18 protein-coding genes and 1 pseudogene are annotated in these 22700 nt (G+C 33.7%); 11 read left to right on the plus strand and 8 right to left on the minus strand.

The annotated features are described in order from the left end of the window. The first annotated feature begins 127 nt into the window (after positions 1-127). The 3 genes from NJT12_RS07215 to NJT12_RS07225 are packed head-to-tail and all read left to right on the plus strand — an operon-like array spanning position 128 to position 3636. Positions 128-1510 (plus strand): TolC family protein, encoded by a 1383-nt coding sequence (locus NJT12_RS07215; protein WP_271335212.1) that lies wholly within the window; start codon positions 128-130, stop codon positions 1508-1510. 12 nt (positions 1511-1522) lie between these two features. After that, complete coding sequence (locus NJT12_RS07220) at positions 1523-2476, plus strand: HlyD family secretion protein (protein ID WP_271335213.1); 954 nt, start codon at positions 1523-1525, stop codon at positions 2474-2476. A 2-nt stretch (positions 2477-2478) separates the two neighbouring features. Next, on the plus strand, positions 2479-3636 hold the full coding sequence (locus NJT12_RS07225; RefSeq protein WP_271335214.1) for an ABC transporter permease: 1158 nt from the start codon (positions 2479-2481) through the stop codon (positions 3634-3636). 69 nt (positions 3637-3705) lie between these two features. On the opposite strand, the pseudogene NJT12_RS07230 reads toward NJT12_RS07225, so the two are convergent. Both NJT12_RS07230 and NJT12_RS07235 read right to left on the minus strand, forming a co-directional pair. After that, positions 3706-4410: pseudogene (locus NJT12_RS07230) on the minus strand (anion permease); the annotation flags it as partial. Between the two features lie 427 nt (positions 4411-4837). After that, positions 4838-6472 carry an ABC-F family ATP-binding cassette domain-containing protein gene (locus NJT12_RS07235; protein ID WP_271335215.1) on the minus strand — a complete coding sequence of 545 codons (1635 nt, stop codon included), beginning with the start codon at positions 6470-6472 and terminating at the stop codon, positions 4838-4840. A gap of 202 nt (positions 6473-6674) precedes the next feature. On the opposite strand from NJT12_RS07235, the gene NJT12_RS07240 reads away from it, so the two are divergent. After that, a complete protein-coding gene (locus NJT12_RS07240) occupies positions 6675-7118 on the plus strand; it encodes a PepSY-like domain-containing protein (RefSeq protein ID WP_271335216.1) in 444 nt (147 codons plus the stop codon). A gap of 23 nt (positions 7119-7141) precedes the next feature. Beyond that, entirely contained in the window at positions 7142-7606 is a 465-nt protein-coding gene (locus NJT12_RS07245) for a PepSY-like domain-containing protein (protein ID WP_271335217.1), read from the plus strand. Between the two features lie 52 nt (positions 7607-7658). On the opposite strand, the gene NJT12_RS07250 is transcribed toward NJT12_RS07245, so the two are convergent. Then, entirely contained in the window at positions 7659-8834 is a 1176-nt protein-coding gene (locus tag NJT12_RS07250; RefSeq protein ID WP_271335218.1) for a GlmU family protein, read from the minus strand. Between the two features lie 358 nt (positions 8835-9192). Further along, complete coding sequence (locus tag NJT12_RS07255; protein WP_213301759.1) at positions 9193-9444, minus strand: type B 50S ribosomal protein L31; 252 nt, start codon at positions 9442-9444, stop codon at positions 9193-9195. A 244-nt stretch (positions 9445-9688) separates the two neighbouring features. Here NJT12_RS07255 and NJT12_RS07260 point away from each other — a divergent pair, with 244 nt between their 5' ends. The 6 genes from NJT12_RS07260 (at position 9689) to NJT12_RS07285 (ending at position 16759) form a co-directional block, all read left to right on the plus strand. Next, positions 9689-10231: a DUF4199 domain-containing protein gene (locus NJT12_RS07260; RefSeq protein WP_271335219.1), complete on the plus strand. Its 543-nt coding sequence runs from the start codon at positions 9689-9691 to the stop codon at positions 10229-10231. Positions 10232-10239: 8 nt separating this feature from the next. Further along, positions 10240-11196, plus strand: a complete 957-nt coding sequence (locus NJT12_RS07265) for a glycosyltransferase family 2 protein (protein ID WP_271335220.1) — start codon at positions 10240-10242, stop codon at positions 11194-11196. A gap of 130 nt (positions 11197-11326) precedes the next feature. Beyond that, the gene (locus NJT12_RS07270) at positions 11327-13054 is read left to right on the plus strand and encodes a phospho-sugar mutase (protein ID WP_271335282.1); all 1728 of its coding nucleotides are present in this window, start codon (positions 11327-11329) and stop codon (positions 13052-13054) included. 6 nt (positions 13055-13060) lie between these two features. Beyond that, entirely contained in the window at positions 13061-14101 is a 1041-nt protein-coding gene (locus NJT12_RS07275) for a PDDEXK nuclease domain-containing protein (protein WP_271335221.1), read from the plus strand. After that, on the plus strand, positions 14098-15927 hold the full coding sequence (locus NJT12_RS07280; RefSeq protein WP_271335222.1) for an ABC transporter ATP-binding protein: 1830 nt from the start codon (positions 14098-14100) through the stop codon (positions 15925-15927). The genes NJT12_RS07275 and NJT12_RS07280 overlap by 4 nt, the downstream gene beginning before the upstream one ends. A gap of 130 nt (positions 15928-16057) precedes the next feature. Then, entirely contained in the window at positions 16058-16759 is a 702-nt protein-coding gene (locus NJT12_RS07285) for a hypothetical protein (RefSeq protein ID WP_271335223.1), read from the plus strand. A gap of 200 nt (positions 16760-16959) precedes the next feature. On the opposite strand, the gene NJT12_RS07290 is transcribed toward NJT12_RS07285, so the two are convergent. From NJT12_RS07290 to NJT12_RS07305, 4 genes are read right to left on the minus strand one after another with little or no spacing between them, the layout of a single operon-like run. Continuing rightward, entirely contained in the window at positions 16960-17682 is a 723-nt protein-coding gene (locus tag NJT12_RS07290; RefSeq protein WP_271335224.1) for a hypothetical protein, read from the minus strand. 46 nt (positions 17683-17728) lie between these two features. Then, on the minus strand, positions 17729-18379 hold the full coding sequence (locus NJT12_RS07295) for a hypothetical protein (RefSeq protein WP_271335225.1): 651 nt from the start codon (positions 18377-18379) through the stop codon (positions 17729-17731). Continuing rightward, positions 18376-20835, minus strand: a complete 2460-nt coding sequence (locus NJT12_RS07300; RefSeq protein ID WP_271335226.1) for a TonB-dependent receptor — start codon at positions 20833-20835, stop codon at positions 18376-18378. The genes NJT12_RS07295 and NJT12_RS07300 overlap by 4 nt, the downstream gene beginning before the upstream one ends. An 11-nt stretch (positions 20836-20846) precedes the next feature. Further along, a complete protein-coding gene (locus NJT12_RS07305; RefSeq protein WP_271335227.1) occupies positions 20847-22532 on the minus strand; it encodes a M23 family metallopeptidase in 1686 nt (561 codons plus the stop codon). Between the last annotated feature and the right edge of the window lie 168 nt (positions 22533-22700).

A 22700-nucleotide genomic window follows, 5' to 3' on the forward strand; every position in this document is an offset into this window, starting at 1 on the left:
AATCGTAGAATGTAAGACTAATATGCTTAACTTTGTAAATAGCCGTATTTTATACGTACCTATTCCGTTTGTAATACCTTACAAAAATCTGTTTACGATTTATCATATAATAGAAACAAAAATTACAATGAGAAAACATCTACCATTCCTCTTTTTCTTTCTTTCCATAACTTCCGGATATGCTCAGATAGAAATTTCACCCACTCTTGAAGATGCTATTATTAAAGCTATAGAAAAAAGCGCTTCTTTAAAGAACAAAGATCTGGATATTGAAAAATTAAATCTTCAGGAAAAAGGAGTCTGGAACAAATACATTCCTACTGTAGAAGCCAGTGCGCTGTACTCTTATTTTGACAACAAATTGACTGTCGATCTTCCTACGGCTACCATACCTATTGTAAATTATCCTTTGTTTGATGGAAAAACTGCTTTTAAAAATTACGGAAATATTTTTAATGGAAGCGTAATGGCAAAAACAGTCTTATTTAGCGGTATGCAAATTCCAAACGGAGCAAAAGCAATTCATGAAAAAACGAAAGGAACCGTATTTTTAAAAGAATCAGAAAAGGATCAAATCACAAAAGACGTTATTAATACTTTTGATCAGTTAGAACTCTTAAAAGAAATAGACAGACTCATAAAAGAAAGCGAAAAACGACTTGAAACAGAAACCAAACGTGTTACAAAAGCAATAGAACAAGGACTTGCAATTCCTTATGACCGGGATAAAATAAAACTGGCGTCTCTTGAATTAGCCTCTAAGAAAATTGAACTGGATGGAAAACGAAAATTAGTTTATAAAAAAATCCAATATTTAACGGGATATTCCAATGCTGAAACAGATAATGTCAAATACGATTTAATTCCCTATTTGATTACCGATGAAAAGCTAAGTACCCAAAACAAACAGGAAATAAAAGCTCTGGAGTCGTTTAAAACCGCCTATGAATTTTTATTAAAGAAGGAAAAAGGTACTTATCTGCCAACTTTAGGGGCGTTTGGTGGTGTTTCTTACTCAAGTTTATTTGATGCAAATGCTACAACACCTATCGTTACGGGAATCAATCAGGCACTATATTTAGGCTTAAACGAAGTAACAATAAGCAATAACTGGGTTGTGGGTGCTGCAATGAAATGGGAAGTATTTTCAGGTTTTGAAAGAAAACATAAAGTACACGAAGCTAAGATCAATATCGAACAGGTACAAAACCAAATTGATGATACGAAAGAAAAACTGGAATTGCTTCTTGAAAAAAACCTAGTTGATTATAGTGTCCTGACTCAAAAAATTGACATTACCCAACAACAGGAAAAAGTAGCCGCTAATAATTTAAACTTAGCCATAAAACAGTATAAAGAAGGTCTTATCAATATATCAGAACGTCTTGAAGCTGAAAATGATTCATATAAAGCATCTGTAAACAAGACAACTACCTTAATCGAACAACGATTAGCGGCTATTGAAACTATCATCGCTACCGGCGATTTATCAAAAAAACTATCTAAATAAAAGTTCTGTTCTATGAAAAAAGCAATTATGATAATCAGTTTAATTTTCATTTTTATAAGCTGCCAAAAAGCTAAAAAAGAAAATGTAATTCAGGGAAAAACAGAAAAGGAACAAATTGCAGTTGTCAGTAAAATCCCTGGCAAGATTTTAAAAATCTTTGTTAAAGAAGGTGACATAGTGCAAAAAGGAGACACGCTGGCGCTGCTTGATATTCCGGAAGTAGATGCTAAAAAAAGTCAGGCCGAAGGTGCCGTTATCTCTGCAAAAGCGCAATACAAAATGGCTGTAAAAGGCGCAACCGAAAATCAAATCAAACAGCTTGAGGCTAAAAAAATGGGATTGAAGGAACAATATGAATTTGCTCAAAAATCGATCAGACGATTGAATAACATGCTTAAAGATTCTTTAATATCGCAACAAACTTATGACGAGACTTTTGCTAAATACCAAGGAGCACAAGCGCAATATAATGCGGTTATTGCTGAACTGGATGATGCAAAAAAAGGTGCTCGTATCGAACAGCAAACTATGGCTTTGGGACAACAAGACAGGGCTCTTGGAGCTTTGCAGGAAGTAGAAACTGCCGACAAGGAACGTTATATTATTGCCCCGCAGGACATGAGTATTGAAACTATTACGCTTAATCTCGGCGAACTGGCTTTACCCGGCTATACCTTGTTTAATGGCTATATTGCCAATAGTACTTATTTCCGTTTTACAATTCCTGAAAATCAACTGGCAAAATTCAAAAAAGGGCAAGAAGTTACCGTTCATGTTCCTTATAAAAAAGAAGACATTAAAGGAACTATCTCTACCGTAAAACAACTGGGGGCTTATGGAAATATTGCAACTGCATATCCAGACTATGAAATGCAGGAAAGTTTATTCGAAATAAAGATAATGCCTGCGAATGACGACCAGACAAAAGATCTTATTACAAAAACAACTGTTACCTTATCTCTTTAACTATGCAAAATTTCTTTTCATTGCTTAAACGGGAATTCAAACTATTTTGGAGCAATAAAGTACTCCGACTGCTATTTATTGGCGCACCAATACTCTATGGCGTATTACTAGGATATGTTTATGGAAAAGGCAAGGTAACTGATTTATCCATAATTATTGTGGATCAGGACAGATCTGAATTAAGCTCAAAAGCAATTCAGATGTTTGAAGACAATGAAGTTCTTCATATTTCTTCAATTCTATACGACCAGAATAATCTTTCGCAGATTGCTATCGAGAAAGAAGCTACCTGTGTTGTCATTATTCCTAAAGGTTTTGAGAAATTGACACTTACAAAAAGATATCCTGAAATTACTACTATAGTAAATACATCCAATGTTTTAACTGCCAATTATGCATCAACTGCAATACAGGTCTGTCTTGGAACATTAAAAGCAGGTGTTCAAATTGAGACTTTAAGAAAACAAGGCGTCCCCGAAAATTTGCTCGCCTCACAATACGAACCTTTTAAAACTACTTTCATAAAAAAATACAACCGAAGCACTAATTATATGTACTTTTTATGGCCGGGCGTTTTAGCAACGGTTCTGCAACAAGTACTATTATTAGGACTGGCACTTTCTTTTGCATCGGAATTTGAAAACGGAACTTTTAAAGAATTAGTCAAAAGATGCCCTTCAATTTTAAAACTTCTCGCGGTAAAAATCATTCCTTACATGATCATGAGTTTTGGTATTTGGCTGATATATTGGCTTTTTACTTTATGGTTCAGGATTCCGTTTTACGAAAACTTACTTCCACTTACCTTTATTGCCGGAATATTTGTACTCTCAGTTTCTTTTATTGGTATACTGGTGAGCATTCTGGTTCCAAGTCAATTGAAAGCTACTGAAATTTTGATGGTTATTGCAACTCCAAGTTTTATCTTAAGTGGTTTTACCTGGCCATTAAGCCAGATGCCACAAGCAGTTCAGGCAATTGCAAATGTAATTCCGTTAACTCATTTCCTCAAAGCATTTAGGATTCTGATTATCGAGAACGGAAATTTTTCTCAAACTACTACACCCATTTGGAATATGATAATTATAGGTGCGGTTTGTTCTATTGCAGCATATATCGCTTTATATTTCAAGAAGAAAAAGGCTCTGAAAGAAGCATAAAACATTCCGTTAAAAATAATAAAAAGCACAAGATTTTTCTTGTGCTTTTTGAATTTATATAATGAATTATTAATTCAAATATCCCAAAAAATTCAACCATAAACCACCAATTACCATATAAATTGCCAACATTGCAAGTCCTGTTATCAACCCTTTGACCCACCAGCTTTTTAAATACACATAACCACTACCAAAAAATACAGGTGCTGGTCCGTGACCGTAATGGGTTAATGTTCCATAAAGAGAGCCTACAAATCCTAACATAAATGCCAAAAACAATCCAGAAACTCCCAATGATATTCCAACAGCAAGCAATGCCGCGTACATAGCTGCAACGTGAGCTGTTGCACTTGCAAAAATGTAATGACTAAAGAAATAGACTGCTATGATTATTATAAATGCCAATTGCCAACTCATACCATTCATCTGCCCTTTTACAATTTCACTAAACCAACCAATAAATCCCAGCTTATCCAGAGAGCTTGCCATCATTACTAAAACCGCAAACCATACAATAGTGTCCCATGCTCCTTTTTCGGCTTTTACATCTTCCCAAGTTAAAACAGAAGTCAGCAATAACACTACAAAACCTATGAATGCTGTAGTTGTAGCATCGATAGAAAACAGATCTCCGGTCATCCAAAGAAATAGTAGAATAACAAAAGTAATAAGCATGAGCCATTCGTTTTTAGAGATTGCTCCCATTTCTTTTAATTTCTCTGCCGCAATTTTTGGCGCATCACCCGTTTTCTTCAGTTCAGGCGGGTAAATTTTACCGCATTACCATCCGGATGCTGAAGTCCTGTTGTAGCATCTATTCCATTTGTAAAACCACTTAGATATCGCGCCTGAAAAGTCCCTGAACTTTAAATTGGGGATATTTTACTTCATTTTGAATATTGGACTCGGAAGTTTGTCCATTTAAAAAAAAAAAGGAATAAAAAGATTACAAATATAAATCTCTTTAAAAAAAAATTATTTAAAACATTCATGATAAACTTTAGATTAGTTTTATTTTTAATGCATTTTAAGCTACAAAAAAGCTTTTTTGCTATATTAAAGTTATCGCAACTATTCAGTTGTTAATCTGATTTATATCATGTTTTAAACATTTACTCTTTAATCACTTTATTTTTATTTTAAGCAAAAAAAAGGCGTTAGAATTAACTAACGCCCTCTTTATTATTACATTTTAACTAGATTACTTCTCGATCTCTCTCATAGAATCCATTTTTTTATGCGCAAGGAAACCTGCTACATCTTCAAAATGTTCCTTAACACGTTTGTTTCCAAACTCAAAAACTTTAGTCGCTAATCCGTCAAGGAAATCACGATCGTGAGAAACCAGGATTAAAGTTCCGTCAAAGTCACGCAATGCATCTTTAATAATATCTTTAGTCTTCATATCAAGGTGATTTGAAGGCTCATCGAGAATTAATAAGTTAACCGGTTCCAACAATAATTTTATCATTGCCAAACGCGTTTTTTCACCACCGGAAAGTACTTTTACTTTCTTGGTAATATCATCGCCCTGAAACATAAAAGCTCCAAGAATATTTTTTATTTGTGTACGGACATCTCCAACTGCAATTGCATCAATAGTTTCAAAAATTGTAGCATTTTCATCTAATAAAGAAGCCTGGTTTTGGGCAAAATATCCAATTTGAGAATTGTGCCCTATTTCAACACTTCCTTCATCGATACCAATCTCTTTCATGATCGCTTTGATCATGGTTGATTTTCCTTCACCATTTTTACCTACAAAAGCCACTTTTTCTCCTCTTTCTATAACAATATTAGCATCTTTAAAAACTACATGATCGCCATATGATTTAGAAAGTTCTTTTACCACTACAGGATATTGACCTGAACGTGCTGCCGGTGGGAATTTAAGTTTCAATGCTGAGTTATCTACTTCATCAACTTGTACGATCACTAATTTCTCAAGCATCTTAACGCGGGACTGGACTGCATCTGTTTTAGAAAAAGTTCCTTTGAACCTATCAATAAACGTTCTGTTATCTGCAATCATTCTTTGTTGCTCATCATATGCTTTTTGCTGGTGTACACGACGGTCTTTTCTTAACTCTAAATAGTGAGAATATTTTGCTTTATAATCGTAGATTCTTCCCATTGTAACCTCGATAGTACGATTTGTAATGTTGTCTACAAATGCTCTATCGTGCGAAATTACCACAACTGCTTTTGCTGAATTAATCAAAAAATCCTCTAACCACTGGATACTTTCAATATCCATGTGATTGGTTGGCTCATCTAATAAAATTAAATCAGGTTTACGCAAAAGAATTTTCGCCAATTCGATACGCATTCTCCATCCTCCTGAAAACTCAGAAGTCTGACGTGTAAAATCTTCACGTTCAAAACCTAAACCAACTAAAATCTTCTCAACTTCGGCTTCGTAATTTACTTCTTCAATAGCATAAAATTTCTCGCTTAAGTCAGAAACTCTTTCGATTAATTTCATATAAGCATCGCTTTCATAATCTGTACGAACAGTCAATTGCTCATTGATCTCATCTATTTCAGCTTTCATTTGAAAAATTTCACCAAATGCCTTTGATGCCTCTTCCATTACAGTCGAACCATCTTTAGTTAACAAATGCTGAGGCAAATAAGCTACAACTGCATCTTTTGGAGCAGAGATACTTCCGGTTGAAGGTTTGCTTTGTCCTGCAATTATTTTTAAAAGTGTCGATTTTCCCGCACCATTTTTACCCATAAGGGCAATTTTATCATTTTCATTTATAGCAAAAGAAACATCGCTAAATAATGTAGTTCCACCAAACTGAACCGAAATATCGTTAACTGTAATCATTTAGATTTTTAGATTTTAGACTGCTCAGATTTTACATTTCCGGGCAAGTATTTTTTTGAAAGCGCAAAGATAGATTAATTAGACTATTAGGCAATACTATTTTAGACTACGGACATCTTCTGATTTTTAATTTACACCTATATTCTTACATTTTTTAAAAATTTAGCCTTATCTTGTATAAGAATTTAAAAATCAGCAAAATATGAGAACGAAATTAAAGTTGACTATATGTCTAATTGCAGGATTAATATTTGGACTTTCTGCAAATGCGCAAAAAACTGTAATTAAAAAAGAAGCTTTGCCCGCAAACGCACAAACCTTCCTGAAAACTCACTTTGGGTCGAAGAAACCAAGTTATGTATTGCAAGACAAAGAAATTCTTTCTACAGAATACAAAGTTCAATTTGACAATAAACTTGAAATCGAATTTGATAAAAAAGGAAACTGGAAAGAAGTAGATGCAAAAGGCGCTAAAATTCCCGCATCCATTATCCCTAAAAAAATCGCTTCTTATGTAAAAACCAATTTTCCCAAAGAAAAAATAACCAAAATAGAAATAGGAACTTTTGGTTATGAAACGAAACTAACCAACGATTTAGAATTAAAATTTAATCTAAAAGGAGATTTTACCAAAATCGATAAATAGCATATAACTTAAATAATACAATCATGAAAAAAATAATCTTAACTCTTGTTACTGCTGTATCACTTCTATTTTTGGCCACAGCTTGCGATAGTGGCGAGGACGGCAATCATGACTCTGTAATCAGCGCTGCAGATTTACCAAAATCAGCAAGTGCATTTGTCACCACTTACTTTCCCGGTATCACTTATTTGACCGTAAAAAAACACAATATCCCAGAGAGCGACGGATCTGTTTATGAGGTAAAACTTAGCAATAATTTCGAAATTGATTTTGATGCAAATGGAAACTGGATAGACATTGACGGAAACAACCAGCCGATTCCCGCAGATCTGATTTCTGAAAAGATACAAAACTATCTAACGGCTAATTATCCCAATCAATTTGTAACATCAATCGATAATGAGAAAACCTCTATTGAAGTAGAACTTTCTAACAATATAGAACTCGTTTTTGATCTTCAGGGAAATTTTATTAGAATTGATAAATAACCATATTAAAAACAAAACCCCTCAATTATTAGAAATTGAGGGGTTTGTTTTTTTAGTCTTTTCTCCACTTTTTAGTTTCCTCAAAAATGTGTTCCAGAATTGCTGATTCCGTTTCGTCGAAATCTATATTTCTTCGTCCCATAACTAATTTTGCAGTTTCAAAAGCTTTTTTGGTTACATAAGTTGTAAAACCTGCTGCTCCTCCCCAGGAAAAACTAGGGACAAAATTGCGGGGAAAACCACTTCCAAAAATATTAGCGCTCACTCCTACTACAGTTCCGGTATTGAACATCGTATTAATTCCGCATTTACTATGATCACCCATCATTAAACCACAAAACTGAAGTCCTGTTTTAGCAAAACCTTCGGTTTCATAACTCCATAACTTCACTTCTTCGTAGTTGTTTTTCAGGTTCGAATTATTGGTATCTGCTCCAATATTGCACCATTCGCCCAAAACCGAATCCCCTAAGAATCCGTCATGCCCTTTATTTGAATTGGCGAACAGAACTGAATTTTTAACTTCTCCGCCAATTCTTGATCCCGGACCAACTGTTGTTGCTCCGTAAACTTTAGCATTGAGTTTTACCTGTGCATTTTCGCACAAAGCAAAAGGACCGCGAATTACGGTTCCTTCCATGATTTCGCTATTCTTTCCTATATATATAGGACCGTTGGATGCATTTAGGGTTACAAACTCTAATTTTGCACCTTCTTCAATAAATACATTTTCGGGAGCGATAACATTTACGCTTTTCGGGATTGGCTGTGATTTTCTGTCTTCGGTCAAATAAATAAAATCCTCCCGAATCGCAGCATCATTTTTAGAAAAGATATCCCACGTATGTTCTACAGTTAAAACATTTTCGTTGTACTGAATAATTTCGTACGTATCAAAATCAACTTCTTCCTGATTTTCTGTTGTAAAAAAAGCAATTACATCATCGCCTTTAAAAATTGCCTGATTGGCTGTAAGATCAGAAACCATTTCTGCAAGAGTATCATTTGGTAAATACGCTGCATTGATCATTATGTTTTCTTCTAATTCTACCATTGGAAATTTCTCTGCCAGATAATCTTCGGTAATAGTGGTAATAGTCGAACCTAAACGCGCCTCCCATTTCTGGCGAATTGTCATTATTCCGATTAATATATCAGCAACAGGTCTTGTAAAGGTAAAAGGTAACAAAGCATTCCGGACGGGACCGTCAAAAAGAATGTAATTCATAAATATTAAATTTGGAAACTTGTTAAAATCTTGATTTGGTTATCGCGATCAAAGTTACAAATATTTTTTTTGTTCTATTAAAAGTACTCTTATTCAAAATAAGAAAATAATTGCATTTTTTTTAAACCTATTTTTTATATTGATAATCATTTAACCAAAAAGTGCGCAAAGTTTATATTATTACGTTTTTGCAAAAAAGTAAAGTTCGCAAAGCTTTATATAGATTTAGCTTGCGAACTTTGTGTTTTCTAAATATAATACCAGATAAAAATCTTTGCGCAATTTGCGATTAAATTTTACAATTCCATAAAAAAAGCCTTCCGATTGGAAGGCTTTATATAAGTAAAAACAGCTTTTATTATTTAGCGTGTTTTGCATATTTAGTTTTAAATTTATCAATACGTCCTGCAGTATCGATAAGTTTAGATTTACCAGTATAAAAAGGGTGAGATGTTCTAGAAATCTCCATTTTTACAACTGGATACTCAACTCCATCAACTTCAATTGTTTCTCTTGTATCTGCAGTAGATTTAGTGATAAAAATTTCGTCATTTGACATGTCTTTAAATGCAACTAATCTGTAATTTTCTGGGTGAATTCCTTTTTTCATCTTTTCTTTTATTTATTGTTTAGAGCATTTTTATTTTGAAGCTTTTTCGTGGTTAGAAAAAGGTGTAAACAAAGGATACTCTTTTTTTGTTTAAAAATTTAATTATTTTTGAGTGTGCAAATTTACAATTCTTTTTTAATAAACAAACATTTAGTACACTTTTTTTAGTAAAATTCAAAAAGCTTTTTTTCTCTCTCATTATATTGGGAATTGCTATATTTGTGGATTAATAAATCATCGTTTTATGAAAAAAAATACTTCTCCTGCTAAATCATCAATTATATATGGTGTTTTGTTTGGTGTTATCATGGTTTTAGAATTCGTGGTTATGTATATAATTGGTATGAAATCACTGGTAAATTCTAGTGCCGGCTCAATTGTAAACATTGCGAACTATCTTATTTTACCAATCCTGTTTATATATATAGGTTGTACTAATTATAAGAAAAACGTAAACAACGGATTCATTTCTTTTAGTGAGTGCTTAAAAATTGGAATTTCGATCACGTTTGTTGCTGCTTTTGTCTATGCAGCGTTCAGCGTTATATTTAATTTCATTTTCCCAGAGTTCATCAACGAAATGATTGACATTTCGAAAGAAGGAATGCTGGCTAAAAATCCTGAAATGACGGCCAAAGAAATGGAGATGGGAGTCGAAATGATAAAAAAATTCATGAACCCGTTTATTGTTTTCCCTGTAACACTTGTTATGTACTCTTTCTTCGGATTATTGTATTCATCTCTTATAGGGGCAATTATTAAGAATAACAATCCTCAAAGTTTATAAAAAATTAAATGAATTTATCTATACTTATACCGCTTCTAAATGAGGAGGAATCACTAAAAGAACTCTATTCCTGGATTATTAAAGTGATGCAATCTAACAATTACTCTTATGAAATCATTTTTGTAGATGATGGAAGTACAGATGATTCCTGGAATATTATCGAGAGTTTTTCTAACGAAAACCCAAATGTAAAGGGTATTCGTTTCATGAAGAACTTTGGAAAATCACAGGCTTTACATGCTGGTTTTGCAAAAGCACAAGGTGATGTTATTATTACAATGGATGCCGATTTGCAGGATAGTCCGGACGAAATTCCGGGATTATACGAAATGATTACCAAAGAAAAATTTGATTTAGTTTCAGGCTGGAAAAAGAAACGTTACGACTCTGTTGTAGCAAAAAACCTTCCGTCTAAACTTTTTAACTGGGCAGCCAGAAAAACTTCCGGAGTTGAGTTGAACGATTTTAACTGTGGATTAAAAGCTTACAAAAATACGGTTGTAAAAAACATTGAAGTTTCGGGCGAAATGCACCGATACATTCCTGTTTTGGCAAAAAATGCCGGTTTTAATAAAATTGGCGAAAAAGTAGTTATTCACCAGGCTCGAAAATATGGTGAAACCAAATTTGGAATGGAGCGTTTTATAAACGGTTTCCTGGATTTGATTACGATTTGGTTTTTATCGCGATTCGGAAAAAGACCAATGCACTTGTTTGGTGCAATGGGATCTGTAATGTTCATCATTGGATTTTTATTGGCAGGTTATGTTGGAATTTCGAAATTATACCATATGTATAACGGAATGAAATACAGTTTAATCACCAGTAACCCTTGGTTTTTTATTGCTTTGACAACTATGATTTTAGGAACTCAATTATTCCTTGCAGGTTTTCTGGGAGAAATTATTTTGAGAACTAAAAACAACGAAGCACGTTATAAAGTAGCACGAGAAGTTAATTTTTAACGTGAAGCCCTAGCCCTGATGGAAGGGAAAATCCTTTTTTATCCTCCGCGTTGGATAAAAAAGATTGGAATGACAGCAGGAAATAGCTCCTGAAAATTATTATTATTTTAAATATAAAAATATACGAATGATGAATATAGCACCTAATATTTTGAATGCTGTAAACGAATGGTTGACTCCTACATTTGACAACGATACACAAGCTGCGGTTAAGGAATTAATGACCACATCGCCAAAGGAACTTGAGGAAAGTTTTTATAAAAACCTGGAATTTGGAACTGGCGGAATGCGTGGTGTTATGGGTGTTGGAAACAACAGAATTAACAAATATACACTTGGGAAAAATACTCAGGGATTATCTGATTATTTGCATCAGGTTTTTCCAAATCAACCTTTAAAAGTAGTTATTGCTTACGATTGTCGTCATAACAGTAATACTTTAGCGAAGGTTGTAGCAGATGTTTTCTCTGCAAACGGAATTCATGTTTATTTGTTTTCTGACTTACGCCCTACTCCTGAATTGTCTTTTGCGCTTAAATATTTAGGCTGTCAATGCGGAATTGTTCTTACGGCATCGCACAATCCTCCGGAATATAACGGTTACAAAGTATACTGGGAAGATGGCGGACAAATTGTTCCTCCTGAAGATGCTGCAATTATCAATGTAATCGAAAATTTAAATTACGATAAAATCAAATTCAATGCTAACGAAAAGCTGATTGAATATATTGATACTGAAATTGACAAAGCATTTATAAAATCATCTATCGAAAACGCAAGTTTTAATACTCCGGCTGCTGCCAAAGACAACTTACAGGTTGTTTTTACTTCGCTTCACGGAACTTCTATAAAATCTATTCCTGATACTTTATCTCAGGCAGGCTACACTAATGTGCATATTGTTCCGGAACAAGCTGAACCAAACGGGGATTTCCCAACAGTAAAATCTCCAAATCCCGAGGAACCGGAAGCTTTGACTATGGCTTTGGCTTTGGCAGACAAAACTAATTCAGATATTGTTGTTGGAACTGATCCTGATTGTGATCGTTTAGGTGTTGCCGTTAGAAATAATGATGGGAAAATGATTTTGCTTAACGGAAATCAAACCATGATTTTAATGACTTCTTTTTTATTGAAACAATGGAAAAAAGCGGGTAAAATTAACGGAAAACAATTCGTAGGTTCTACAATCGTTTCGACTCCAATGATGATGGAACTGGCAACTAGTTACGGTGTTGAATGCAAAGTAGGTTTAACCGGTTTTAAATGGATCGCTAAAATGATCAAGGACTTCCCGGAACTTGAATTTATTGGCGGTGGTGAAGAAAGCTTTGGCTTTATGGTTGGCGATGCCGTGAGAGATAAAGATGCTGTTGCAGCTACTTTATTGATCTGCGAAGTTGCGGCTCAGGCAAAAGCAGCAGGAAGCAGTGTTTATAAAGAACTTTTACAACTTTATGTTGAAAATGGTTTTTATAAAGAATACCTGGTTTCGCTAACTAAAAAAGGAATCGAAGGCTTACAGGAAATCACTCAGATGATGATTGATTTACGTGAAAATCCTTTGAAAGAAATCAGCGGACAAAGAGTAATTATGGTAGAAGATTATCAATCTTCTATTGCTTTGAATTTATTGACCGGCGAAGAAACTACAATGGATATCCCAAAATCTAACGTATTGATTTATTATACTGAAGATGGTTCTAAAATTTGTGCAAGACCAAGCGGAACTGAACCTAAAATTAAATTCTACATTAGTGTTAATGCAGAATTAGATTCAGTTACTAATTTTGATGCTGCCGAAAGTTTCTTAGACGAAAAAATACAAAATATCATTGCAGGAATGCATTTGAAATAAAAAATAATGAGTGACAAACCGGAAACGAATGATCAGCCCGAACTATTAAATTCAATCATTGGATTAATAGATCAGACTCGTCATTTTGTTGCCAAAACGGTTAATCAGGAATTGACTTTATTATATTGGAAGATTGGAAAAACGATTAATGAAGAGATTCTAAAAAATGATCGGGCCGATTACGGAAAGAAAACAATTCAAATCCTGAGCTCAGAACTATCAAAAAGATACGGAACCGGCTTTAGTAAAAGAAACATACATAGTTTCATAAAACTAAATACTGTTTTTCAAGACTTTACAATTGTGCAGACAGTGTCTGCACAATTGAGCTGGTCTCATTTATATTCGATACTAGGAATTGAAAATGATATAAAGCGTGAATTTTATATTCAGATGAGCGCTCACGAACGCTGGAGTGTACGAACCTTGCAGGAACGTATTGACAGTATGCTTTTTGAAAGAACTGCGATCAGCAAAAAACCAGAAGACACAATACTCAATGACTTAGCGTTATTAAAAAACGAAAAACAAATAAGTCCTGATTTAACCTTTCGCGATCCTTACTTCCTGGATTTTTTAGGATTACACGATAGTTATTCTGAGAAGGATTTAGAAAGTTCAATTTTAGCCCAATTACAAAATTTCATTACTGAAATGGGCAGTGAATTTGCTTTTCTTGCCCGCCAAAAAAGGATCACTATTGACGATGAAGATTTCTACATCGACTTGCTTTTTTACCATCGCGGCCTGCGCCGATTGGTTGCCATTGACTTAAAACTAGGAAAATTTAAAGCCGGATACAAAGGTCAAATGGAGCTTTATTTGCGTTGGTTAGAGAAAAACGAGCAAAAAGAAGGAGAAAACAAACCAATTGGATTAATTTTGTGCAGTGAAAAATCTCCAGAACAAATAAATTATCTAATGCTTGATAACGATGAACAAATCAAAGTATCAGCTTACTTAACTCAATTACCAGAAAAAAAATTATTGCTGGAAAAACTCGAAAGAGCCATTGCCATAGCAGAAAATAACATCCATAATAAATGAGTAATTTCAAAAAAATAGTTCCTTTTATATATCCGTATAAAAAATACGCGTTCTTAAATATCTTTTTTAATATTTTGTATGCGCTTTTTAGTACACTTTCGTTTGTCGCTTTAATACCAATGCTTCAGGTATTGTTTGACCAAGCAAAAGAGAGAAAAGCAAAACCAATATATGAGGGAATTTTCAAACTCCAGAAATACGGAGAAGAATATCTAAGCTATTACATCACTACAACAAAAGGCGATCACGATCCTGGTTATATTTTAGCCATAATGGTAGCCATTATAATCTCTATCTTCTTATTGAAAAATTTAGCAGATTATCTGGCTATGTTTTTTATTACTTTTTTACGAAATGGGGTTTTAAAAGACATGCGAAATGCTATGTACAAAAAAACACTTGAACTGCCTTTGGCATTTTATTCGGAGAAAAGAAAAGGAGATGTTATCTCAAGAATTTCCGCGGATGTCAACGAGGTTCAAAACTCATTTTTAGCAATATTAGAGCTTATTGTAAAAGAACCATTAACGATACTTTTCACAATAACTACAATGCTAATCATTAGCACCAAACTAACGTTATTTGTTTTTATTTTTATTCCGATTTCAGGCTACATTATTTCATTAATTGGAAAACAGCTTAAAAAACAATCAACAAAAGCACAAGAAGAACAAGGTGCTTTTCTATCTACTATCGAAGAAACTATTGGCGGATTAAAAGTGGTAAAAGGATACAATTCTGAAAACTATTTCAATACCGTTTTTCAAAATTCAACAGAGCGTTTTTTCAATTTATCAAATTCTATAGGCAATCGCCAGAACTTAGCTTCTCCTGCAAGTGAATTTATGGGAATTACTGTTATCGCTATTTTATTATGGTATGGAGGACAAATGGTTTTGATTGACAAGACACTAAGCGGCCCTTCCTTTATCGCTTACATGGGATTGGCTTATAACATCTTAACGCCTGCAAAAGCAATCTCTAAAGCTTCTTACGGAGTTAAAAGAGGAAATGCGGCAGCAGAACGTGTACTTGAAGTTCTTGAGCAGGAAAACACTATCGTTTCTAAACCAAATGCAATCGAAAAAACTACTTTTGATGATTCTATCAATATTCAGAATGTAAACTTTAAATATGAAGACGAAACGGTTTTAAAAGACTTTTCTCTTATTATTAAAAAAGGACAAACTGTGGCACTTGTTGGGCAATCCGGAAGTGGAAAAAGTACCATTGCCAACTTATTGACGCGTTTCTACGATGTAAATGACGGAACAATTTCTATTGACGGAATCAACATCAAAGACATGAATTTACAATCGCTTCGCAGTTTGATGGGATTAGTAACTCAGGACAGCATCTTGTTTAATGATACTATAAAAGCAAATATTTCGTTAGGAAAATTAGATGCTACAGATGACGAAATTATTGAAGCCCTAAAAATTGCAAATGCTTTTGAATTCGTTAAAGATTTGCCTTTAGGAATCTATACTAATATTGGTGATAGCGGAAACAAGCTTTCAGGCGGACAAAAACAACGTTTATCGATTGCCCGTGCTGTATTGAAAAATCCTCCAATTATGATTTTGGACGAAGCTACTTCTGCATTGGATACTGAAAGTGAAAAATTTGTTCAGGTTGCATTAGAGAATATGATGCAAAACAGAACTTCGATTGTGATTGCGCACCGACTGTCTACCATTCAGAAGGCTGACAAAATAGTCGTAATGCAAAAAGGAAAAATCGTTGAACAAGGAACACACGACGAATTAATCGCACAAAACGGAACCTATAACAAACTGGTAACCATGCAGTCTTTTGAATCGTAAATAAAAGAAAAACATCTTTTAGCCACAGATTACACAGATTAACACAGATTCTTTTTTTAACGAAATAAATCATTTTAATCTGTATAATCTGTGGCTATTTTTTTTAAAAAATAAATCTAAAACAAAAAAAATGTATCTCAACAATCAGAATATAAAGCTTCCCGATGATCCTGATACCATTGTTTGGAAATACTTAGACTTATCTAAATTCCTGGATTTATTATTGTCTAAGAAATTATTCATGTCCCGTTCTGATAAATTCGAAGATCAGTACGAAGGCACTTTTAGCGAACCCACTTATGAAGAGATCAAGAAACTGGCCAATGAAAATCCAGACTTTTTAAACTATTACAAAACACATCGGGAAAAAGTCGCTATAAGCAGCTGGCATATTAACGAATATGAATCGTTTGCCATGTGGCAGATTTTTACACAAAACAGCGAAGGATTAGCCATTCAGTCTACTATTGGAAGATTACAGAAAGCACTGAATCCGGAGAATAACTTTGATCAGTATATTGGCGAGGTCAATTATATCGACTATAAAAAAGAATACATCCCGTTTGATGATTCGTTCTTCCCGTTTCTATTCAAACGAAAAAGCTTTCAATACGAGCGTGAAGTCCGCATTATTACGGATACTTCTAAAAGTACCATAAAACTAAATGACGGCTTGAAAATCAATGTTGACCTTAGACAATTAATTGAAAAGATTTACATTCATCCAAAATCTGAAAACTGGTACAAAAAACTCGTTATTGAATTGGTGGAACGTTTAGGATTTGGTTTTGAAATCGAAAAATCAGATCTTGAGAGCGATATTTTGATTTAGACTGCTATTTGTTGTTTTTTGATTATTCGTTATTCGTTATTCTAAACTGGACTAAAGTCCAGCCCTACAATATGGATCGAGCCTGACGGCTCTTTTCTATCGATCGTGATTAAACAAAAAAAAAGACTATTTAAAAAGTGATTTTTAAATGGTCTTTTTTATATCGTTAAGATTGAGATTCTAATTTTTCAATCTAAAATTTATATCGGCTTATAACTTTTAACTTCCCATTTTTTAGCAGCTAAATCAATGTAGTTATAATGTACAACATCATTTTTATCAAACTGTCCGTTTTGGTTCGTATCTTCAATTGTTCTAAAGTACAAACGGTTTTTAGATTCAATTAAACTCCAATCTATTAACTCCTGAAAGTCTTCTGAAACCTTAGTAAAATTTTCACCACTAATATTACTCAAATACAACGTTTTAATATCACTGCTATCAATTTTACCATCTTTATTGGTATCTGCATCTGCCAAAGTATACACCATAATCTGATTTTGCGTTCTCTCTGCAACTGATTTCAAATAAGTAGCAGTTAATATTAAAGCCGGTTTATCAGTTAACGGTCGAATAGAATCTGAATCTACTTTTTGAAATTTCAGGTTTTGCAAATAACCCGTAATTTCATATTCGCCTAAATTAGAAATAGTAAAACTTACATCGTTCACGCTTGAAGATCCATAACGGGATTTCGTTCCTCTTTCAAAAACACGCAAATCCCCAACAGGATGAATCAAATAATTCGTTCCCGTCATCTGAATAGGCAAATCTGCCACTTCAATCTGCGTTGAATCCGTTTTGGTTACAACACTTACTTTATTGGCACCATCATAAATTACTTTTGGTTTCTGCACTTCATCTTTACAACTCACTAATGTTCCGACGATTGCTAAGGCTATATATTTTAAAGAATTTTTCATGTATGCTAATTATATTATAATATCAAATATAGTATTTTTGATTGTATTATCTAGTTTTATTGAATTTTACTAGGGCAAAGATATTGAGAAGAACAAGTCCAAGATAGCCTATAAAAAGTAATTCCCATTTTTGTTTGAAAAAAGAGGCTTGAAAATTAATTATTTCTTCTTCTTTTTTCGCTTTTTGCTCCCAATAAGCCTGTTGCCTCATAATCTCTCCAGTACCACAATTCATTGTATAATGTTCAATAGTATCTTGAACTTTTTTATAATTGTTGCTACTTCCTAAAATATAAATATCATTTTTATTTGCAATCCATGTAGGAGCATTTTCTTCAGTTAAAACATCAAGACTGGTAATAAAAGTTTGATAATTAGATTTTACACCAAAATGTATTTTAATTCCATTTATCGTATCCTTCTCAATTTTTAATTTCCTTAAATAAAGCCTCATTTCTTTCAGCCTATTGTTTTCTAAATGGCTTCCATCAAAATTAAATACTTTATATTTTCTTAAAGTAAGAATTCTATAATCTTCAAACTCGTTTCCAACAGGAACATATAATTCAATACTACGATAAACCTTAAAAGCATCAATTCTATAAAAATAATACAAACACAACAACGGAATAAAAACCAAAGATATTATTCCCGGCACGTAAAAAATATTTTTTCTTTTCTCACGTTTACTTATCATAATCTCGCATTCAGCTTTACATTAAAAACTCTTGAAGTCATATAATTTGGAATTGCATATTGATTTTTAGAATACACATCACGAACCCAGGTATTGGTAATTGCATTTTGATTATTGAAAAGATTAAAAATCTCTAACCCAACAGATAATTCTTTGAAGTTTTTTAGCCATTTTGCTTTTGCTACTTTAGTACTATTATCAACAAAAACCTTTGCAAAACCAACATCTGCCCTACGATAATCATTCAATCTACCCTGATACTGATATGGATCAGAATATGCCGGAGCTCCACCAGGCAAACCAGTATTATAAACCAAATTCAGGTATAATTTGACACTCGGGATATTGGGCATATAATCTTGAAACAACATCGCAAATTTCAAACGCTGATCTGTTGGTCTCGCGATATATCCTTTGTCTGCATAATTTTCTTCGGTTTTCAGATAACCAAAGCTGATCCAGGATTCTGTTCCCGGAACAAACTCTCCGTTCAGCCTAAAATCAAGACCTTGCGCATAAGCTGTAGCATTATTATTGGCGATATAACGAATTCTGACATTATCGATCGAATACACATTGACATCTGAAAGTGACTTATAATACAATTCTGTAACCCATTTGAAGGGACGATTCCACATCTTGAAATTATAATCATTACTCAGAACAATATGTACCGATTCCTGCGCTTTTACATTTGGATTTACCACTCCATCCGGATCACGAAGTTCCCTGTAAAATGGGGGCTGATGATACAACCCGCCGGAAAGCCTGAAAACCATATCCATATCCCAATCGGGTTTTATTGCAAATTGAGCACGCGGACTAAAAACGATTTGATTTTTTCCTTCAACTGCAGCTCCAGAAACATTCCAGCTCTGAAAACGCGCTCCTATATTATACCAAACCTGATTGGATCCTAATGCTGATTTTTTATTATATTGTGCATATCCTGAAAACCTGTTAATGGTATTAAAGTTTGTAGCACGAACATCCTGATAAGGCAAAAGCGGTCCTGTATAAGGATCGTAAGGCTGATTGTTTTTTGGTAAAATAACAATTGGCGGATTTATAGAAAACCCTGCCGAGTCAATCATTTCCCATTCCACAATTCTGTCACGAATAGATTCTCTGGTATATTTTAAACCAAACTCTAACTGGCTGTCATTTTTCCACTCTTTAAAACCCTTAATCTCAGCATTTGCAATAAGGGCATCCAAATCGTTTCGGGCATGATTCAATTGCGAGCCTATTGCTCGGGTAAAATCGACAGAAGTTGTTTGATCATTACCTACATTTCCTAAACGATATTGTGCCAGAATATCAAAATACTCTTGTTCTATCGTATGAAATAAAGAACCTATAAACTTTAGGGTAAAGGTGGGCGAAACTTTATAAGTTGTTTTGAAAGCACCAAAATAAGTGTCGTATTTATCTCTTTCCCTTCCTTCATAATACACAGCAAGCGCCATTGGCTTATCTACCGTTCCAAACTTCGTCTCACGTGTTAACGGCTGATATAAATATTCATTTTTAGCAATATTACCTAAAAAACTTACTTGCCATTTATTCGAAATGTCGTAATTTATATTAGTTTGAATATCTGCAAAAGTGGGCGTATAATTGGTTTGTGTATCCTGACTGTTTACCAGCAAACTATTATTTCGATAACGAACACCTGTCACGGCAGACCATTTTTTATTTTTAGAAACGGCATCGACAGCAACACTTCCGCCAAGTAAACTAGCCTCTAAAGAAACGCCAAACTGAGTAGGTTTTCTATAGGTAATATCTAAAACAGAAGATAACTTATCGCCAAATTTAGCCTGAAATCCTCCAGCCGAGAAATCAACATTCTGAACTAAATCCGTATTGGTAAAACTCAACCCTTCTTGCTGACCGGAACGAATTAAAAACGGACGATAGACTTCGATTTCGTTTACATAAACTAAATTTTCGTCATAATTACCACCACGAACCGCATATTGCGTGCTTAGTTCATTATTTGAATTGACACCGGGTAATGTTTTCAGAATATTTTCTATTCCTGCATTGGCACCCGGAATTTTCTTAATGGTTGCCGCATCGATAGTTGCAATTCCCTGAACACGTTTTTTATTTCCGGAAGACACAAAAACTTCTCCCATTTGTTCCTCATAATTACTCATTACAGGATTAAAAATAAAAACTTCGTTAGATTCCAGATTTACCGTCAAACTCATCATCTTTAATGAAATATGAGTAAAAACTAAAGAAGTTTTTTTATTTGAAGGCACATCGACTTCAAAAAAACCATTTGCATCTGATTGTGTTGTTTTACCCAGTGATGTAATATTAACATCGGCCACAGGACGATTTTGACTATTTAAAATAATACCTTTAACATAAGCGTTTTGAGCAAATGAAACACAAGAAATGCATAAAAAAAGAAAAACGAATATTATCCTGCTACTGTTCAAACGCTTTGGTTTTATTTTTGTTGGCTTCTAAAAAAATGAGCTTCAAAGATAGCAGAATTGCCCACATTATCAGTGACTTCAATTTTTAAATCGTTGGCTCCTTCTGCAAGTAAGGACTCATCAAAAGTATGTGTGATTTTTTTCGTTTTATTTTCATATTCAAACAAAATCCATTTTCCGTTCAAATAACCATTATAAGATTTAATCCCTGAAGAAGAATCATTAATAACAAACTCAATTTTTTTCTGGTCACTAATCCATTTATCCTCAATAGGCTTTAAAATTTTAATTGTTGGTGCAATCGTATCGAGCACAAGTCCAAATTGCCCTAATACTTTTGATTTGGCTGTAAAAACATCTCCTTTTCTAATTGTGCCATTATAACCAGAACCATTTCTACCAATAAAAAGCTTATCTCTCAATGCTTCAGGATACGAATCATCTTTTATCGTTATGGTAAAATTAGAATGAACCGGCACAGTATCGTCGTGAATATATATTCGATTATTTCTGACATCAAAATTCAAATTAAAATCATCATAAAAAGTTCCTGCAGGAAAGAACACTGACATATTATCTTTTTCGAAATTAGAATCTTTATTGACTTTAATAAAATACTTTGACGTTATTGGTTCTGCTTTTACAATTGGCGTTGCAGCATCATATTCAATAGGAACTGTAATAGAACTTAGGTTTCCGAAATAATCCGAAACTTCAATTCTGTACGTCGAAGCTAAATTTGGTTTAACCGGAACAATTCCGCGAAGAGAATCCGTTTTAATAATGCTTAATGCAAAAGGCGTTTTCATAAAAAGTTTCTGAACGCGCTGACCTGATTTTTTATATTTAGCATAATCAATCAGAGCATTTACATAACGCATCTCATCAAATGAATAGGTATTGAACTGATAATTATAATTTTGATTTCCGTTAAAAAAAGTAGAGACATTAAAAACCCCGTTTTTATTAAACGAAACATTATCATAATCTACCGCAGAGATTCCAAAACCAATTTTTCCGTTTGCTTTTACTTTACTTGCCAGATAGGTTCCGTCTTTTTGCAATGCGAGATTCAGCAGCAAAGGCAGTTTAGACTGATTGACTGTCGAATTATCTAACGGATATACATAAACACTTGAAACAGTAGGTTTTTTCGTGTCTTTTATATTTTTATCAAACCCGAAGAATATCGGATTAATAACAAATTCTGTTTTAGAATCGCGAATTTCAAAATGCAAATGCGGTCCTTCAGAAGAACCTGTGTTTCCGGAAAGTCCAATTATTTGTCCTTTTGTAACCGGCAATTCACCTGGCTTCAGAAACATTTCGATTTCATATGCTTTTTCTTTATAATGCGTTTTTTTTACATAATCCTGAATTGGACCAACGGCAGTTTGCAAATGTCCGTAGACCGAAGTATATCCGTTTGGGTGTGTAATATAGATGCATTTTCCGTTTCCGAAAGTAGAAATTTTTATTCTCGAAACGTATCCATCCGCAATTGCATGTACACTTAATCCTTCTCTTTGATTGGTTTTCAAATCGAAACCTGCGTGAAAATGATTGGGTCTCAACTCCCCGAAATTACCGGAAAGCTGCATAGGAATATCAAGCGGAGCGCGGAAATCATCTTTAGGATATTGGGTTTGAGCAAAAATAAACGGACAAAAAAATAGGGTGAGTAGTGAGAATTTCATAAGCAACATTTTTGCTAAGATAAAAAATAAAGAAGCCAAATCCGAGTATAAAGCTACAAAAATACAATTGATTGAATTTCATTTATTTGGTTATTTTTAATGTAAAAAAATCGATAAAAAATTGCATTAATAAAAAGGAATACTAACTTTGTATGATTAAGTAATGAA

It is taken from the genome of Flavobacterium azizsancarii (assembly GCF_027980145.1).
GTDB lineage: Bacteria > Bacteroidota > Bacteroidia > Flavobacteriales > Flavobacteriaceae > Flavobacterium > Flavobacterium azizsancarii.

Coding starts and splice junctions, on each gene's coding strand:
- NJT12_RS07215 (WP_271335212.1), top strand. CDS start 128: ATGAGAAAACATCTACCATTCCTCTTTTTCTTTCTTTCCATAACTTCC.
- NJT12_RS07220 (WP_271335213.1), top strand. CDS start 1,523: ATGAAAAAAGCAATTATGATAATCAGTTTAATTTTCATTTTTATAAGC.
- NJT12_RS07225 (WP_271335214.1), top strand. CDS start 2,479: ATGCAAAATTTCTTTTCATTGCTTAAACGGGAATTCAAACTATTTTGG.
- NJT12_RS07235 (WP_271335215.1), bottom strand. CDS start 6,472: ATGATTACAGTTAACGATATTTCGGTTCAGTTTGGTGGAACTACATTA.
- NJT12_RS07240 (WP_271335216.1), top strand. CDS start 6,675: ATGAGAACGAAATTAAAGTTGACTATATGTCTAATTGCAGGATTAATA.
- NJT12_RS07245 (WP_271335217.1), top strand. CDS start 7,142: ATGAAAAAAATAATCTTAACTCTTGTTACTGCTGTATCACTTCTATTT.
- NJT12_RS07250 (WP_271335218.1), bottom strand. CDS start 8,834: ATGAATTACATTCTTTTTGACGGTCCCGTCCGGAATGCTTTGTTACCT.
- NJT12_RS07255 (WP_213301759.1), bottom strand. CDS start 9,444: ATGAAAAAAGGAATTCACCCAGAAAATTACAGATTAGTTGCATTTAAA.
- NJT12_RS07260 (WP_271335219.1), top strand. CDS start 9,689: ATGAAAAAAAATACTTCTCCTGCTAAATCATCAATTATATATGGTGTT.
- NJT12_RS07265 (WP_271335220.1), top strand. CDS start 10,240: ATGAATTTATCTATACTTATACCGCTTCTAAATGAGGAGGAATCACTA.
- NJT12_RS07270 (WP_271335282.1), top strand. CDS start 11,327: ATGAATATAGCACCTAATATTTTGAATGCTGTAAACGAATGGTTGACT.
- NJT12_RS07275 (WP_271335221.1), top strand. CDS start 13,061: ATGAGTGACAAACCGGAAACGAATGATCAGCCCGAACTATTAAATTCA.
- NJT12_RS07280 (WP_271335222.1), top strand. CDS start 14,098: ATGAGTAATTTCAAAAAAATAGTTCCTTTTATATATCCGTATAAAAAA.
- NJT12_RS07285 (WP_271335223.1), top strand. CDS start 16,058: ATGTATCTCAACAATCAGAATATAAAGCTTCCCGATGATCCTGATACC.
- NJT12_RS07290 (WP_271335224.1), bottom strand. CDS start 17,682: ATGAAAAATTCTTTAAAATATATAGCCTTAGCAATCGTCGGAACATTA.
- NJT12_RS07295 (WP_271335225.1), bottom strand. CDS start 18,379: ATGATAAGTAAACGTGAGAAAAGAAAAAATATTTTTTACGTGCCGGGA.
- NJT12_RS07305 (WP_271335227.1), bottom strand. CDS start 22,532: ATGAAATTCTCACTACTCACCCTATTTTTTTGTCCGTTTATTTTTGCT.